Origin of the sequence: Thermotoga sp., from assembly GCF_021162145.1 — a bacterium.
Taxonomy (GTDB): Bacteria; Thermotogota; Thermotogae; order Thermotogales; family Thermotogaceae; genus Thermotoga.
On record NZ_JAGGZH010000087.1, the window covers coordinates 1 to 13331 of the forward strand.

A 13331-nucleotide genomic window follows, 5' to 3' on the forward strand; every position below is an offset into this window, starting at 1 on the left:
CAAACAGGCTCTTCCCTCGGCTCTTCTGACACCCGGGAGTAGACTGTGGTTCCTTCACCATCCATAACGAACACCGATCTCTTTGCCACCGTGTAACCCGGGATTCCGAGAAAATCTCTGTGTATCCATCCATACTGAGGTGCCACCCTCCCACTAAAGTCAGAAAAAAGATCGAACGTGATGTGGTTCTTTTCTGCAAATGCCTTGTTCGCAAAGGATCTGTCGACACTGATACCAAGAACCACAGCGTTGAATCTGTTAAACTTGGAAAAGGAATCCCTGAATGTGCAGAGCTCTTTTTCACAGACGCTCGTGAACGCACCCGGGTAGAAGACGAGCACCACGTTTTTCCCAGAGTAGTCTGAGAGCATCACTCTTTTCAGCTCTGTGTTCACCAACTCGAAATCGATCGCCTTATCACCGGATTTCAGCACAAAAATCACCTCCATAAAAAAAATCAGTTAGGTCAAACTTACCCGATGGTATTTTACCATGAGAGAGAAAAAGAGTATGAAATACGAAAAGATCGCGTACTTCAGATTTTTCGGTAGACTGAATGATTTCTTTAAGGACAACGAGAAAGTTAAAATCCATCGTTTCACGGGCTTCCAGACGGTGAAAGACAGAATAGAGGCGCTTGGAGTACCACATGTTGAGGTGAGCTTCATTACACTAGATGGAAGGCCTGTCGATTTCGATCACATGGTGGAAGACGGGGAGTTTTTCTGTGTTTATCCCGAGTTTCAAACTATAGAGATTCCTCTGGAATGGCTCGTCACTCCCAGATACGAAGGTGAGCCACAATTCATACTCGACATCCATCTTGGAAAGCTCGCCAGGTTCCTCAGAATGCTGGGTTTCTACGCTTTCTTCGGTGAGGAAGACGATGCAAAACTCTGCAAGATGGCGGTGAAAGAGAAGGCCATACTTCTGTCTCGAGATGTGGGCTTGCTGAAAAGAAAAGAGCTTGTCTTCGGCTATTACGTGAGAAACACCGATCCGAAAAAGCAACTGGTGGAAGTGGTGAAAAGATTCGACCTGAAAAGATGGATGAAGCCGTTCACAAGATGTATCGAGTGCAACGTGAAATTCGAAGAAGTGCCGAAGGAGGGTGTGAAAGACAGAGTTCCTCCAAGAGTTTACAAGCTCTTCGATGAGTTTGTACGCTGTCCAAACTGCGGGAGGGTTTACTGGAAAGGCTCACACTATGATCACATGGTGGACTTCATAAAGAAAAGTCTAAATTGATTCCCAACTTGTTATAACTTTGAATTTTAAAGAAAACGTGATACTCTTTCACTTAAGACTTTTGTGGGAGGGATCTTTATGAGAAGGTTACTCTTACTCCTTGTAGTCGCAAGTGCTTTGCTCTTTTTTGTAGGGACCAGTTGTGAATCGAGGATTCAGGTTCCTGTTCCTCTTCCCGAAGTGAGTGTGGAAGTACCGAAAGTGGAATTTGGTTTCAAGGTGGTAAAACCAACCGGAACAGAAGATTTCTTCGAGGATTTCGAATCGTACGGCCAGGGAGAGGTTGCTCCGTTTGGACCGTGGAAGGTACTCAGAAAGGCTCCTCACGTTGAAGAGGGAGTTCAGGCAGATAAAACCATTGGGAAAGTTCTCAAGGTAGACGACGGTCAAGGTGTTTTCACGCCAGGTGAGTGGATGAACTTCATTCTTGAGTGTAACCTGAACAGAGAAGGGTCAGCGGAAGGAAGAGTGTACTTTAGGCTTTCCGACGATGGGAAAAAAGGCTTCTACGTGTCTTTTTCAGAGTACGGCATAGCTGCTCACAAGTTCGCAGGAAGCATAGACATGAAAATAGCAGAGAACACGAGTTTCAAACTGAGTAACGACTGGATATATTTGAAAGTCCTTGCAGATGGAGAAAGGATTGAAGTCTTCCTGAACGGAAAGAAAGTCATCGGCGTCACCGATCCTGATGTATTCCCGGGAGGAATAGGAATGGCGACGACTTTTCAGACCATCTTCTTCGACAATGTGAGGGTCGAAACTATAAAAAAGTGAAGGGACAAAGCCCCTTCATTCTTGTTGTTCCTCCACGAAGGTGGGCTTTCTCCTCACCTTCTTTATCACGTAGAATTCGAGCTCGTCCCCCTCCCGTATATCGTCGAAGCCTGCAAGCTTTATACCACATTCTTGTGGTGCTTCAACGACTTTCACATCCTCTTTGTAGTGTTTCAAACTTTCTATCTTTCCCTCGAAGACGAGCTGTCCGTTCCTGTAGATTCTGACGAAACCCTCTTTGTCCGCCTTCCCATCCAGCATCTGCACACCGGCTACTTTTCCAACCTTCGAGATCTTGAAGACCTTCTTTATCTCACCACGACCGATCACTTCTTCTACCTCTTCAGGCTCCAGCATTCCTTCGAGAGCTAGCTTGAGATCTTCAACGAGCTTGTAGATGATGGAGTACGTTCTCACGTCGACTCCTTCCTGTTCTGTGAGTTTTCTAGCCTTGTTGTTCACCTTCACCCTGAAACCGAGTATCACACCGTCCACGGCCGCCGCCAGCATGACGTCACTGGTGCTTATCTCACCAACTCCAGTGTGAACGATGTTCAATTCTATCTCCTTGGACTGAAGCTTGTTTATGGCGTTCCTCAGGGCTGCGACGGATCCGTACGTGTCCGCCTTCAGAATGAGGTTCAGGATCTTCTTGCCCTTTTCCTGCATCATCTTCATCAGCTCTTCTAGATTCATATGTTTCCTTGTCTGTTTCTGAGACTCCAGCTTCTCCAGTCTCTTTTCAACTATGTTTCTCGCCCTTTCCACGCTCTCCACCACGTAAACGTTGGAGTGGATATCTGGCACGTCCTCGAATCCGAGGATCATGACGGGCTGTGATGGATGTGCCTCTTTTACAGATCTCATCCTGTCGTCGAACAGATTCCTTACCTTTCCATAAGTGTTGGAAGCTACAACGGCATCTCCCACTCTCAGGACACCGTCTTTCACGATCACACTCGCAACGGGTCCCATCTTCTTGTCAAGCTTGGACTCTATGATCACAGCCCTCGCGGGGCCTCTTGGATAACACTTGATCTCGTTCATGTCAGCCACAAGGAGAATCATCTCAAGGAGTTCATCCACTCCCTGCCCGGTCTTTGCCGATATGGGAACGACTACCGTGTCCCCTCCCCATTCTTCTGGGATGAGTCCGAGTTTTTCTACGAGTTCTTGTTTGGTTTTCTCCACGTTCGCGTTCGGCTTATCTATCTTGTTTATAGCAACTATTATGGGAACGTTAGCAGATTTTGCGTGGTTGTACGCCTCTATCGTCTGGGGCATCACCCCGTCATCCGCTGCGACTACAAGGACAACGATGTCCGTTGCTTGGGCACCTCTTGCCCTCATTTCCGTGAAGAGCTCATGTCCTGGGGTGTCTATGAACGTGATCCTCCTTCCGTTCACCTCTACCTGGTAAGCACCTATGGACTGGGTTATTCCACCTTCTTCTTTCTCAGCTACCCTTGTGGATCTGATCCTGTCGAGAAGGGTCGTTTTCCCGTGGTCAACGTGTCCCATGACCGTCACAACAGGAGGTCTTGGAGCAAGCTCGTCCTTCTTTTCGTAAAGCTCCTGGTACCTTCCCTCTAGAAGTTCAAATTCATCGATCTCCTCTTCAGGTACTCTTTCTTCCTCAAATTCCACCTCTACCTTGTACTCTTTCAAAATCTGATCTACCTCTTCCACTTTCAGGATCTGCCCCGGTCTCAACGCGATACCTTTCTTCACGAACATGTCCTGTATGATCTTGTTTTGAGGTACCCCCAGCTTTTCAGCAATTATGTCCAGCTTCAGTTCGCCTGGCTTCAAGGTGATCTTCTTTCTCTTTTTCTTCTCAACGACTTCCTTTTCTATCTCCTCATCGCTCTCTTTCTTCGGTTTCGATAGCTGCTTGGGCCTCCTTTCCCTGTCCTCTTCCAGTAAATCTATGATGATGTTTGCAATCTCCTCATCCACAAAACTCATGTGACTTTTCACGTTGACTCCAAGTTCCTCCAGCTCCTGAAGGAGCTCCTTTGGGGACATGTTGAGCTTTCTTGCTAGCTCGTAGACTCTCAACCTGGCCACTTCTATCACCTCACCTCGTCTATTTTACCACCTTTTCTATCGCCTCTATTAGACTGTCCTCTTCTAGGCCTATCACAGAAACACCGGGTTTGTCCAGTAGTCTTCCCAGCTCCTCCTTGGTGAACATGATGATGTAGGGAACGTTTTTGTTCTCGCACCGCACAATGGTATCTCTCTTTGTCCTGTCACTGGCGTCTTCTGCTATGATGATGAGTTTCTTCTTCCTTGGAGCCCTTATGTACGCTCTGATACGCTCTTTTCCAAAGACAACTTTCCTCGCTCTCACAGCGAATCCAATGTAACTGTAAACCTTCTTTTCTATCTGATCGTTCATGCCATCACCTCATGCGAGATATCAGGTACAGAATGAGGGATATCACCACACTGATGATCAAACTCGTCATCAACGGGAAATAGAAGATGAAGTTCTTTCGTCTTATCACTATATCTCCGGGAAGTTTTCCAAAAAACGGGATCTTCTCGAACAGAACGAGTAAAACACCAAAAACCACCAGGACCAGTCCCATGAGGATCAAGATCTTTCCGATCCCCTGGAACATCTTCATTCCTCCTTCTTGAAATGATCAAACGGAACTTTTATCATTTCTCCCTCCTGATCCGAGAAAAGTGTTACTGTTTTCAAAAACACGTTTACATTGACCACTTTATAACGCTTTCCCTCGTACGTTATGGTACTTCCCTCGTCAGGAATCCCTTTCAGTTCCTTCTCGTAGAAATCGTACTCGTAAATGAGACAACAGAGCAGTCTTCGACAGGGCCCAGATATCTTGGCCGGATTGATCATCATTTGCTGTTTTTTGGCGTGCTTCAGCGTGATACTGGAGAACTCCCTGAGAAAAGTGGAGCAACACGTTGGGAGGCCGCACAGCCCTAGTCCTCCAAAGAACTTCATTTCGTCCCGTACACCGACCTGCCGTAGCTCTATTCGAGTTTTGAATATCTTGGCAAGATCCCTCACGAGTTCTCTGAAATCAACTCGTCCTTCAGCGCTGAAGAAGAAGATGAGTCTTGACCTGTCGAAAGTGTATCTGGCGTGAAGAAGCTTCATCGGAAGTCCGTGTTCTTTGATCTTCTGTTTACAGATCTGGAAGGCTTTCCATGCATCCTCCACGTTCTTCTTGTACTGTTCAATGTCTTCCTCCGCCAGCTTTTTGATCACAGCCTTCAGTTCGTAACCAACCTCGTCTATGCTCACCTCACGAACGGGGATGAGAACTCTTCCAACTTCAAGACCGAAGTCTCCCATCACCAGGACCAGATCTCCTTTTTTGTAGTCATCTCCGTTGGGAACGGAGTAGTATATTATCTTGCCCTTTGGGATTATCTCCACACCCACTGCCCTTGCCTTCAGCTCCAAGCGTGAACACCTCTCTTTCTCTTTCTGTGGACGATCAGAACGTTCATCAAGGTGATCTTAGTGTTCAGGTTCGCCATCCTCACCCTGAGAATGGAATCGAGGAAAGATACACTCTTTTGATCGCCTGTTTCCTCCCAGACATTCTCGTGAAGGACGATTCTCACCAGTTTCTGAATTAGAAGGAACGCATCCTTTCCAGTGATGGTATCCACCACCCGATCGAAGAGAGCAAAGAACTCCTTTGGTTCCGCTTTGGAAAACCTCTCCAGAAGCTCTCTACACGCGAGATAGCCTTCCAGCCCTTTCGACATCACCCTCTTCAAAAGCTGATCCGATCCCAGAGATTTCATGTTCTCCAGAAGGGACAGGATCTTCTCCTGACCAATTCTGTATGATTCCAGAGCCATCGAAAAGTCTTTCCTAAGAAGCGGAAGCCTTTCCCACAAATTCCCAATCCTCTCTTCCACCGCTTCCCAGAATCTTTTTGGTACTCTCACACTTACTCTGAACACTCTGCTCCTTATCGTGGGAAGCAAGTAGTGCCAGTGCCTGGTATTCAACACAATCACGGCATACTCGGGAGGTTCTTCCAGTGTCTTCAAGAAGGCGTTTGCAGCCTGCTGGGTCATTCTCTCGCAATCGTGAACAATCACATACTTTCTGATGTAAAGTTCCGGGCTGTAATTCAAAAAGTCCTTTATCGTTCGAACATCGTCTATTCCGATATTTTCTCCCCTCGGGTCGATTTCCAGCACATCCGATGCCTTCGGTGGGAACTTCTCCACATACTCGGGCAACGCAAGGGAGATTTCTCTCTGATAAGAAAGATCCTCTCCATCTATGAGAAGGGAAGCACCTTCTGACCTTTCCACTATTCTCTTCAAAAGTTCCAGCTGATCCTTCGCGTACTCCACGATCAAACCATCCATTTTCTCACCTCGCCATTCAATTATAAATGATAAAATCGAAACTGAGGTGAAAGAATGATTCTGAAATTCCTGAACGAGATTCTCCCCTGGGTCAAAAAACCGAGTAGGTACATAGGGAAAGAGATGAACAGCATCGTGAAAGATCCGAAAGGAGTCTCACTTCGGATCGCTCTTGTGTTCCCTGATACCTACGAGATAGGTACATCGAATTACGGCCTCGAGATACTGTACCACATCCTGAACAGCCAGCCTGACGTTTGGGCAGAGAGAAGCTATCTTCCGTGGGTTGACATGATAGAGAAGATGAAAGAGAAAGATATTCCACTCTACACCATGGAGTCCTACACACCGCTCTATCAGATGAACGCCATCGGGATTTCTCTGGAGTACGAGCTTTCCTACACCAACGTTGCTGAAGTGCTGAAACTTTCGAAGATCCCCCTATTTTTCTGGGAAAGAAAGAAAGACCCCATCGTTCTGGGTGGAGGGCCCTGTTCCTCTAACCCGGAGCCTGTCTACGGTTTCTTCGATGCGATTCTCGTGGGTGACGGTGAAGAGGCCATCCTCGAAATAGCGAAGGTGTTGAAGGAGACAAAGGGAGAAAACAGAGAAACCATCTGGAAAGAGCTTGCAAAGATCGAAGGGGTGTACGTTCCTGCTTTTTACGAGCAACGAGGAAAAAAGATAGTTCCCATATCGAACGAGTTTCCAGGATCGATAAAAAGAAGAATTGTGAAAGACCTGAACGCTCAGCCGGTTCCTGTGAGAAAGATCCTTCCAAACGTGGAGTCTGTTCACGACAGGGCGGTTATAGAAGTTGCCCGCGGGTGCACGAGAGGATGCAGGTTCTGTCATGCCAGCATTTTCTACAGACCGGTCCGGGAAAGATCCCTTGAGAACATCCTGAAAAACTCCGAAGAAATGCTGAGAAACACCGGATACGAGGAGATCTCACTTCTTTCGCTTTCAACAATGGACCACTCGCAAATTGAGGAGGTCGTAGAAGAACTTCTGAATAGATTTTCCAAAAAAAAGATCGCCATTTCTATTCCATCGACGAGGATGGACAGGTTCGGCGTAGAGATCGCCTCCAAGATCGCTTCGGTAAGAAAAACAGGGCTCACGTTCGCACCCGAAGCTGCCACACAGCGTCTGAGAAACATTATAAACAAGAACATAGAAGAACAGGATATTTTCTCAACGCTCGAGGCTGCCAAAAAGTCAGGATGGAGACGGGTGAAACTCTACTTCATGGTCGGTCTTCCCGGTGAAACGGAAGAGGATCTGAAAGAACTGGTCAACCTTCTGAGGAGGATCAAAAAGATTGGATTCAAAGAAGTTTCCGCATCCGTGGCTGTCTTTGTTCCAAAACCACACACACCGTTTCAATTTGCCCGGCAAATCACCCCAGAAGAGGCAGATGAAAGATTCAAAATCCTCACCCGGGCAAAAAAGTCCGCAAAGATCTCATACCACGATGCGAGGATGAGCCTTCTGGAGGGAATTTTTTCAAGGGGCGACAGAAAACTCTTGGACCTCATAGTGAAGGCTAACGAGCTCGGTGCACTGTTCGACGAGTGGAGCGAGATGTTTGATTTCAACGTGTGGGAAAGAGCTTTCGAGCGGACAGGGATAGATCCTGCGGAGTACCTGAGAGAGAGAGCTTTGGAAGAGGAACTGCCCTGGGATCACATAGATATGGGTGTCACAAAAGAGTTTTTGAGAAAAGAATACCAGAGAGCGCTCAGAGGGGAGGTCACAGAGGATTGCAGATGGAAAGAATGCTATCTCTGTGGAGTTTGTCCCAGATTCAAAGTGCGAAATATTCTCTTCGGAGGTGATGATGAATGATCCTATTCGGAACAGGTGGAATCCGGGGCGTGATGAGAAAAGGAGAGTTCGACGAGGACACGGTGAGGAGAGCTTCGTTGAGTACTGCCCTTTGGATGAAACAGAGAAACCTGAAGAGTGTGGTGATCGCCTACGACACAAGGAGAAATTCCAGAGAGTTCGCAGAGCTCGCGGGAAGGATCTTCGCAGGCGAAGGAATTGAAGCCTACGTGTTTCCAGAACCAACACCAACTCCCGTTCTCTCTTACGCAGTGAGGAAAATGAGGGCTGGTGCGGGAATCGTCATCACCGCAAGCCACAATCCTCCAGAATACAACGGATACAAAGTTTACTCCTGGGATGGGGTCCAGGCGATTCCAAAGTACACAGACGAGATCACCGAGATATACAAAAAGGTAGACATCACCAAGGCGAAAGAGGGGGAGATCAAAACCGTACCTTCTGAAGTGAAGGAGAGCTACATAGAGAAAGTGGTTGAGATAGTCTCGAACTTTCCGAGAAGAACGGATCTCGACATTGCTTACTCTCCTCTTCATGGAACGGGAGCAAACTACGTACCCGAGGTCCTGAGAAGACTCGGCTTCAAAGTCAGGCTCGTGGAGGAACAAATGAAACCAGACCCGAACTTCTCCACCGTCCCAACCCCGAATCCGGAAGAGAACGAAGCACTCACTCTGCTAAACAAAAAAGGAGCAACACTGGGAGTCGCAACCGACCCGGACTGTGACAGAGTGGGGGTGGTGTACAGGGGAAAAAGGCTCACAGGAAACCAGGTTGGAGTGCTTCTTACAGACTTTCTTCTCGAACACGTGAAGGTGGAAAATCCTCTCGTGATAAAAACAATCGTTACCACGGACATGGTAAGACCTATCTGCGAAGAAAAAGGTGCCTATCTGGAAGAAACACCGACAGGCTTCAAATTCATCGGTTACCTGATAGAAGAACACACGAAGAAAGGCGACAGAAACTTCGTCTTCGGTTTCGAAGAAAGCTGTGGATACCTCACGGGAGACCATGCGAGGGACAAAGACGGCGTCGTGGGAAGTGTGCTTTCTGCTGTTGCCTTCAGCAACTACGACCCGTATGAAAAACTCGAGGAACTCTACAGAAAGTACGGGTACTACTTGGAAAAACTCATCAACTTCAAGTTCGAAGACGTCAACAAGGCGATAGAAATATACAGATCCCTGAAGGAATACGATGGAATCATCGATTACTCCAAAGGCTACGGAGACGTGATACCGAACGAGACAATCGCCTTTGTGTTTGAAAAGTCCAAGATCTTCGTCAGACCTTCAGGAACCGAGCCGAAGCTCAAGGTGTACATCCACGTGAGAGGAGATACTAGGGAAGAAGCAGAGAATCTGATGGAAGAGAGCGAAAAAAAGATCAAGGAGATACTGAAGCTGTGAACTGGTATCCTGGCCACATCGAGAAGGCAAAGCGTCGAATAAGAGAACTCCTTAAGATGGTGAACACGGTCCTGGAGGTTCGGGACGCCCGGGCCCCTTTTGCTACATCGGCGTACGGGATGGATTTTTCCAAGAAAGGCACAATTGTTGTCCTGAACAAAGTAGACATAGCAGACAAAAAGATAACGAAAGAGTGGGTGGAATATTTCAAGAAACAGGGAAAGAGAGTGATCACCACTTACAAGGATGAACCCAGGCAAGTCTTTCTGAGAAAACTTCACCTTGGCAGGCTCGCTCGTGTGCTGGTTGTGGGTGTTCCAAACACGGGAAAATCGACGATCATAAACAAGCTGAAGGGGAAAAGAGCGAGTTCGGTGGGTGCTCAACCCGGTGTGACAAGAGGTATCCAGTGGTTCTCACTCGAGAACGGTGTCAAGATGCTGGATACACCGGGTATCCTCTACAAGAACATCTTCAGCAAAGACCTCGCTGCAAAACTCCTTCTGGTGGGAAGTCTTCCCGTAGAGCGAATCGACGATCACGAAGTTTTCGAGAAGGCGTTTGAAATCTTCAAACGCTATCAAGGAGTTGAAGATGATTTCACCACGTTCTTCGAAAACTTTGCAAAAAGAAGGGGACTCCTCAAAAAAGGCGGAGTCCCCGATCTGGATCGAGCCATCAGAGTGTTCTTCACAGAAATCTCTCAGGGAAAGGTTGGGCGTCTTTCTTTTGAACGTCCCGATGAGGTCAACCCTGAAGAATGAGGGCAAACTCGAATGGTCCAAGTATCACTTTCTTTTTCCTTTCCCATCTTCTTCCGTTCCAGACAACTCCGCCGTACTCCAGCGTCTTTTCTTCACTGCCAGTGTTGGCGACGATGAAAAGCCTTTTTCCTCCTTTCTCATAGGAGTACATCACAAGTTCTGAGTCGGAAAGAAGCTGAAACTTCCCCTCCAGTATTACGTCCAGAAACTGCTTTCTGATCCCCACCAGGTTTCTGATGAACCTCAGCACACCTCTGTCTGGTGTGTCCCAGTGGAGAACGTAGTGGTCAAAGAAAGCAAGTTTTCCGAAGAACTCATCGGTTGGAGAAAGGACTTTCCTCATATCTGGATCCGTGTCAAGTCCAAGGTTCATCGGTTGTTTCTCACCTATCTCTTGTCCTGTGTTTATGTACGGAACAGCGTTCGGTAAGAAATAAACCACAAAAGGTGCAAGTCTTTTCAGTTTTGAACCATACCTTCTCGCTCTAATTCGTGGAGTGTCGGGCGTTTCAACGGATGCCACGAAGGGAAGAGAAAGATTTCCTGCGATCTTGAGGAGCTTTCCAATCTCGTTCACCTTTCCTGCGAAGTACCAGCTGCTTCCTAAGATCACGTCGTAACCTGCCTCTTTTGCTGCTTTGTCCTTGCTCATATCGAGCTCTTCAGCTATCATCACGAAAGCAGGGTCGTAGCTCTTTGCGTTTCCTATTATGAGATCGAGGAGCTCTTTTGGAAGAGCGTGTCCCATGTCAAGCCTCGCACCGTCGATTCCATACTTTTTCTGGTAGTGCGGTATCACATTTGCCAGATACTCCCAGAGCTCTTTATTCGGTTTTTCCCCTGGGAACTTGCTTGCCTTTATCACATCGTAGAGAACGTAAGGCGGTTGATCTGGCTTGAGAAATCTTTTCGATGCCTTCGGATGATCCAGATAGAGTCTTAAAAACGTGACGTCGTCCCAGGTAGGCTGGGGATCGTTTATCAGGTCGGAAAAACCAGGAGGGATGATGATACCAAATTCCTTCACGATGAGCTCCAGGATGTTGCCTTTTTCTTTCCTTATCTTCTCCCACTTTTCTGGATCGATCCGATCTGGGGAGAAAGTGAATTTTTTGAGGTGTCTTTTTACACTTTCCTTTCCATATACGATCTCAAGTTCGTCTTCATCTGGCACTTTGAAAGGAAGCTCTTCCGCTCTCGGTGGGGTGTAATCCGCAAGCTCTTCCACTCTTATCCAATAGAACCAGTCCGGGTGCTCCCTTATGAGGTCTGAGTCTCTTGACGCCGTTCTTGGAATGAAGTCGAGTATCACCCTGATCCCAAGAATGTGACAGGCCTCAACGAACGCTTTGAATTCTTCCTCAACTTCGAAGGAATCAAGGAGTGGATCGTGGTATCTTTCATCGAGCACCATAGGGTTCTTCACAGAGTAAGGTGAAGGAGCCTCTCCCTTTTTGAAAAGATCACTCATTTTGCTCACAGGAAGAAGGTAGATGACATCCGCACCAAGACTTTTAACGAACGGAAGAAGAAGGATCATCTTGAAGAACGTTCCCGCTTCACGAAAACCGAGCGCGTCACTTTCTTCGTAGTATCCGGAGCCTTTGTGGTTGTACGCAACCGTTGTCCGTGGAAGAGAGCCGTAGACGACAGAGCGTTTTACCCAATCGGGAGATCTTTCACTGTTCAAGAACGAAAGGGGTTGAGAGTAATTAAGATCTTTCGAGTGCTTTAAGATCCAGTCCGTGACAGCCGCGCCAAATTCGTACGGGTCAACGAAGAACTTTCCGGATTTTTCCTCAAAGCTTTTGAAGAATTTTGGTATCCAGAGTCTCGGAACTGCATACAATCTCTTTTCGGTGATTCTCTCTTTGCAGAAGCGGTTTATCTCTTTGAGAATCAACGCCATCCCTCCTGATTTAATTGATTTCTTCACCTATTTTAACAAAACGAAACAAAGAACGCAAGACGGAACTTGACATCTATCATTGTGTAATAGTACAATATGACAGTGAGGTGATAGCGTTGTGGTTCAGGATCGACTTCCACTCTTCTAAACCTATATACGAACAGATAAAAGAGAAAATAAAGTTACTCATCCTGTCCAGGAAACTGAAAGAGGGGGAGTTCGTTCCCTCTATAAGATCACTCGCAGAAGACCTCGGCGTGAATCTGAACACCGTTGCCCGTGCTTATCGAGAACTCGTTCAGGAAGGAATACTGGAGGTAAGAAGGGGAGAGGGTTACATCGTCTCCAAAGTGAACAAGGAAAAACTCCAAACACAGCTCGAAGCAGAACTCAGAAAGATAATAGAAGACTGCAAAAAAGCGGGTGTTCCCTTAGAGAGGGTGTTGAGGCTGGTAGAAGAAATCTACAGGGGTGATGAGTGATGTTGAAAGTGAAAAACTTGAAGAAGTTCTACGGAAAGAAAGCCGCAGTGAACGATATCAGCTTCTATGTTGAAAAAGGAGAAGTCTTCGCTATTCTCGGTCCCAATGGTGCGGGAAAGACCACCACTTTAAAGTGTATTGTAGGCCTCAGGAAGAAATCTGCCGGAGAGATCGAATTGAACGGTACGTTCACCTACCTTCCAGAGGAAAAGAGGCTCTACCCTTATCTCAAGGTGAAAGAGATAGTATCATTCTTCAGAAAAATTGGAAGGAACTTTCATGAAGAAAGATCCCTCGAGATGCTTGAAAGATACAAGATAGACCTCAACGAAAAGGTGGTGAACCTATCCCACGGCATGAGAACGATTCTTTATCTCTCCCTTGTTCTCGCAGAAGACGTGGACCTCTATATACTCGATGAACCCACCTGGGGAATCGATCCCCTTGTGAGAAGCGACCTCCTCGAACACGTAAGGTCACTCACTTACGACGGAAAAGCAGTTCTCTACAC

At 47.1% G+C, this 13331-nt stretch carries 14 protein-coding genes; 7 read left to right on the forward strand and 7 right to left on the reverse strand.

Annotated features, from left to right (window positions below):
- On the reverse strand, positions 1–434 hold a 434-nt coding region (locus tag J7K79_RS05595; protein ID WP_296906078.1), incomplete at its 3' end, for a redoxin domain-containing protein.
- 58 nt (positions 435–492) lie between these two features.
- Between J7K79_RS05595 and J7K79_RS05600 the strand changes: the two genes are divergently transcribed.
- Both J7K79_RS05600 and J7K79_RS05605 read left to right on the forward strand, forming a co-directional pair.
- Complete coding sequence (locus J7K79_RS05600) at positions 493–1248, forward strand: Mut7-C RNAse domain-containing protein (RefSeq protein WP_296906081.1); 756 nt, start codon at positions 493–495, stop codon at positions 1246–1248.
- Positions 1249–1326: 78 nt separating this feature from the next.
- Positions 1327–2025 (forward strand): family 16 glycoside hydrolase, encoded by a 699-nt coding sequence (locus J7K79_RS05605; RefSeq protein ID WP_296906084.1) that lies wholly within the window; start codon positions 1327–1329, stop codon positions 2023–2025.
- A gap of 15 nt (positions 2026–2040) precedes the next feature.
- Here the strand turns inward: J7K79_RS05605 and infB are convergent, their stop codons facing one another.
- Genes infB through J7K79_RS05630 form a run of 5 tightly spaced genes read right to left on the reverse strand, consistent with a single transcriptional unit; the run spans position 2041 to position 6402 of the window.
- Complete coding sequence (gene infB / locus J7K79_RS05610) at positions 2041–4095, reverse strand: translation initiation factor IF-2 (RefSeq protein WP_296906086.1); 2055 nt, start codon at positions 4093–4095, stop codon at positions 2041–2043.
- A 19-nt stretch (positions 4096–4114) separates the two neighbouring features.
- Positions 4115–4429, reverse strand: a complete 315-nt coding sequence (locus J7K79_RS05615; protein ID WP_296906089.1) for a L7Ae/L30e/S12e/Gadd45 family ribosomal protein — start codon at positions 4427–4429, stop codon at positions 4115–4117.
- A gap of 4 nt (positions 4430–4433) precedes the next feature.
- On the reverse strand, positions 4434–4655 hold the full coding sequence (locus J7K79_RS05620) for a DUF2905 domain-containing protein (protein WP_296906092.1): 222 nt from the start codon (positions 4653–4655) through the stop codon (positions 4434–4436).
- 2 nt (positions 4656–4657) lie between these two features.
- A complete protein-coding gene (locus J7K79_RS05625) occupies positions 4658–5473 on the reverse strand; it encodes a stage 0 sporulation family protein (RefSeq protein WP_296906095.1) in 816 nt (271 codons plus the stop codon).
- Entirely contained in the window at positions 5464–6402 is a 939-nt protein-coding gene (locus tag J7K79_RS05630) for a hypothetical protein (RefSeq protein WP_296906098.1), read from the reverse strand. Before J7K79_RS05630 ends, J7K79_RS05625 begins: the two co-directional genes overlap by 10 nt.
- A gap of 54 nt (positions 6403–6456) precedes the next feature.
- Between J7K79_RS05630 and J7K79_RS05635 the strand changes: the two genes are divergently transcribed.
- Genes J7K79_RS05635 through ylqF form a run of 3 tightly spaced genes read left to right on the forward strand, consistent with a single transcriptional unit; the run spans position 6457 to position 10429 of the window.
- Positions 6457–8253, forward strand: coding sequence for a TIGR03960 family B12-binding radical SAM protein (locus J7K79_RS05635; protein ID WP_296906101.1), 1797 nt, complete (start codon positions 6457–6459; stop codon positions 8251–8253).
- Positions 8250–9665: a phospho-sugar mutase gene (locus J7K79_RS05640; RefSeq protein WP_296906103.1), complete on the forward strand. Its 1416-nt coding sequence runs from the start codon at positions 8250–8252 to the stop codon at positions 9663–9665. The genes J7K79_RS05635 and J7K79_RS05640 overlap by 4 nt, the downstream gene beginning before the upstream one ends.
- Positions 9662–10429, forward strand: coding sequence for a ribosome biogenesis GTPase YlqF (ylqF, locus tag J7K79_RS05645; protein WP_296906106.1), 768 nt, complete (start codon positions 9662–9664; stop codon positions 10427–10429). Before J7K79_RS05640 ends, ylqF begins: the two co-directional genes overlap by 4 nt.
- Here the strand turns inward: ylqF and J7K79_RS05650 are convergent.
- Complete coding sequence (locus J7K79_RS05650; protein ID WP_296906109.1) at positions 10413–12338, reverse strand: DUF1923 family maltosyltransferase; 1926 nt, start codon at positions 12336–12338, stop codon at positions 10413–10415. The genes ylqF and J7K79_RS05650 overlap by 17 nt on opposite strands.
- A gap of 116 nt (positions 12339–12454) precedes the next feature.
- Here J7K79_RS05650 and J7K79_RS05655 point away from each other — a divergent pair, with 116 nt between their 5' ends.
- A complete protein-coding gene (locus J7K79_RS05655; RefSeq protein WP_366932593.1) occupies positions 12455–12820 on the forward strand; it encodes a GntR family transcriptional regulator in 366 nt (121 codons plus the stop codon).
- A partial coding sequence (locus J7K79_RS05660; protein ID WP_296906114.1) for an ATP-binding cassette domain-containing protein occupies positions 12820–13331 on the forward strand: 512 nt, incomplete at its 3' end. The genes J7K79_RS05655 and J7K79_RS05660, both read left to right, overlap by 1 nt.

What these genes read in the sequence shown, in the direction of transcription:
- J7K79_RS05650 (WP_296906109.1), bottom strand. Translation starts at nt 12,338, where the DNA reads ATGGCGTTGATTCTCAAAGAGATAAACCGCTTCTGCAAAGAGAGAATC.
- J7K79_RS05615 (WP_296906089.1), bottom strand. Translation starts at nt 4,429, where the DNA reads ATGAACGATCAGATAGAAAAGAAGGTTTACAGTTACATTGGATTCGCT.
- J7K79_RS05640 (WP_296906103.1), top strand. Translation starts at nt 8,250, where the DNA reads ATGATCCTATTCGGAACAGGTGGAATCCGGGGCGTGATGAGAAAAGGA.
- J7K79_RS05630 (WP_296906098.1), bottom strand. Translation starts at nt 6,402, where the DNA reads ATGGATGGTTTGATCGTGGAGTACGCGAAGGATCAGCTGGAACTTTTG.
- J7K79_RS05635 (WP_296906101.1), top strand. Translation starts at nt 6,457, where the DNA reads ATGATTCTGAAATTCCTGAACGAGATTCTCCCCTGGGTCAAAAAACCG.
- J7K79_RS05605 (WP_296906084.1), top strand. Translation starts at nt 1,327, where the DNA reads ATGAGAAGGTTACTCTTACTCCTTGTAGTCGCAAGTGCTTTGCTCTTT.
- J7K79_RS05620 (WP_296906092.1), bottom strand. Translation starts at nt 4,655, where the DNA reads ATGTTCCAGGGGATCGGAAAGATCTTGATCCTCATGGGACTGGTCCTG.
- J7K79_RS05600 (WP_296906081.1), top strand. Translation starts at nt 493, where the DNA reads ATGAGAGAGAAAAAGAGTATGAAATACGAAAAGATCGCGTACTTCAGA.